Raw genomic sequence first — 2,270 nt, forward strand, 5'->3', positions numbered from 1 at the left:
AGTGATCGGCACTCGGTTTTTAGTTAGGGTTTGCGGCAAAAAGTTTTTCGTGGGGGTAGGGTGTGGGGTGTGGGGTGTGGGGTGTAGGGTTTTACCGATTTTGAGGGGGTCAATTACTTAATTTTCCCCCCGATCACTCCCATGTCCGGTACTTTTTGATTTCCCAAAAAGTCTAAAAGTCTTACCCAACACGGTTTTTAGATTTATTCAGCAAGCTTTAGTTAAGCTCTACTGAATTTAAACTGCCTCTTGGGATTTTTAGTACAAATGCTCAGGCTTCCTCTCCCAACTCCGGCACTCCGGTGCAGTCTTAGCAAGTATCAGTTGTCAGTTCACCCACTACTTTTTGGGGTTAATTTTTTTGGGCTTTATTTGACTTGACCAGAGGGGGGTCGCAGGCGCACGGATTTTCCATTATCTATATAATATCATGTCAAGCGTTAGTTAGCAAGAGAAAATTTTTTAATTGGGAGCGAAAGATCGAAGGACGAAAAACCAGTACATCTATACCGAAATATTTTCAGAATGATAACGATTCTCACCGACTGTGATAAGATCAGAATCATAATCAGACTCAGTTAATCCGATGGGTAAAAATTTCCAGTTAACAGCGATCGCTTTAACCCTGACTATAGCCAGCTTAACAGCTTGTAGTGGTCCCTCGGTCAAGGAAGAGGAAGCAAAGACACCCTTACAGGTAACAGTGAGTATCGTACCGCAGGAATATTTCGTCAAACGCATCGGCGGTGATAGAGTCAGTGTTAATGCCATGATTCAACCTGGGACAGATCCCCACACCTATGAACCAAAACCCGAACAATTAAAAACCACAGCCCGATCGCAAGCCTACTTTAAAATCGGTGTATCCTTAGAGGATGCCTGGAAAGATCGCTTAAACAGTGTTAACCAGCAGATGTTAATCGTCGATACCAGTCAAGGGGTAGATAAAATCCCTTTGACAGCAGAACATGATCACGATCATGACCATGATCACGATCACGCTAAGGAAGAAAAACATCAAGAAGGAAAAAACACCCTAGATCCCCATATTTGGTTATCACCAAAACGAGTCAAAGCACAAGCAAAGACTATTTATCAAACCCTAGCACAACTCGATCCCAGTCAGGAAGCTATCTATCGAGCTAACTTGGAAAAATTCAGTCAGGAATTAGACGCATTAGATCAAGAAATTCGGCAAAACTTGGCAGGGATTAAAAACAAAAAATTTATGGTATTTCATCCCGAATGGGGCTATTTTGCCCAAGATTACGGTTTAGAGATGATTGCGATCGAAATCGACGGTAATGAACCCAGTGCTGCCCAGTTAGGTCAACTAATCAAACAGGCAAAAAAAGAGAATATTAAAGTTATTTTTACTCAACCAGAATTTAGTCAGAAAAGTGCCGAAACTATTGCTAGGGAAATTGGGGGACAGGTAATCCCTATCAGTGCCTTTGCTCAAAATTGGAGTGAAAACCTGCGACAAGTTTCCCAAAAAATGGCCACAGTTTTAAATCAGTAATTGCTTGTATATGTCAACGATCATTACCATTAATAATCTCTGGGCCGGCTACGAACAGGAACCTATCCTCGAAGATATTAATTTAACCATTGAAGAATTAGATTTCCTGGGAATTATCGGCCCGAATGGAGGAGGAAAAACTACCCTCCTTAAGGTTTTACTGGGATTAATTAAACCTTGGCGGGGAGAGGTCAGTATTTTGGGGCAAACTGTCCAAAAAGGTCGGGAATTAGTCGGTTATGTGCCGCAGTTTGTCGAATGCGATCGCTCATTTCCCATCACTGTGGGTGAGGTGGTGAAAATGGGGAGATTGAGCAGCAAAAAACTCTGGCAAGGCTATAGTAAAAAAGATGAGTTAAGGGTAGATAAAGCTTTAGATAGTGTGGGAATGTTAGCGTTGAAAAAAAGGTCGATTGCCGAACTTTCGGGAGGACAGCGCCAACGGGTTTATATCGCTCGCGCTTTAGCGGTAGAACCCCGTCTCTTGATTTTAGATGAACCCACTGCCAGTGTCGATCCCCAAATGCGTGCTAGTATTTTTTCCCTGTTGCAAGAATTGAATGAGTGGATGACTATTTTAATTATTTCCCATGATCTGGGAACCCTATCTACCTATGTTAAATCGATCGGTTGTCTCAATCGTCGTCTCTATTATCACGGCCAAAAATCTCTCACTACCGCTATGCTAGAACAAGTGTATTGTTAAAAGTTTTCTCCCTTTCTACTGTCAAAACCCTTGACAAATCCC

2 protein-coding genes are annotated in these 2,270 nt (G+C 42.2%); both read left to right on the plus strand.

Annotated features, from left to right (window positions below; translation table 11 throughout):
• Nucleotides 1–586: 586 nt before the first annotated feature.
• Nucleotides 587–1,522: a metal ABC transporter solute-binding protein, Zn/Mn family gene (locus tag PX636_RS00335; protein ID WP_288115863.1), complete on the plus strand. Its 936-nt coding sequence runs from the start codon at nucleotides 587–589 to the stop codon at nucleotides 1,520–1,522.
• A 10-nt stretch (nucleotides 1,523–1,532) separates the two neighbouring features.
• On the plus strand, nucleotides 1,533–2,228 hold the full coding sequence (locus tag PX636_RS00340) for a metal ABC transporter ATP-binding protein (protein WP_288103463.1): 696 nt from the start codon (nucleotides 1,533–1,535) through the stop codon (nucleotides 2,226–2,228).
• The last annotated feature ends 42 nt before the right edge of the window (nucleotides 2,229–2,270 follow it).

It is taken from the genome of Microcystis sp. M53598_WE2 (genome assembly GCF_030067735.1).
Taxonomy (GTDB): domain Bacteria; phylum Cyanobacteriota; class Cyanobacteriia; order Cyanobacteriales; family Microcystaceae; genus Microcystis; species Microcystis aeruginosa.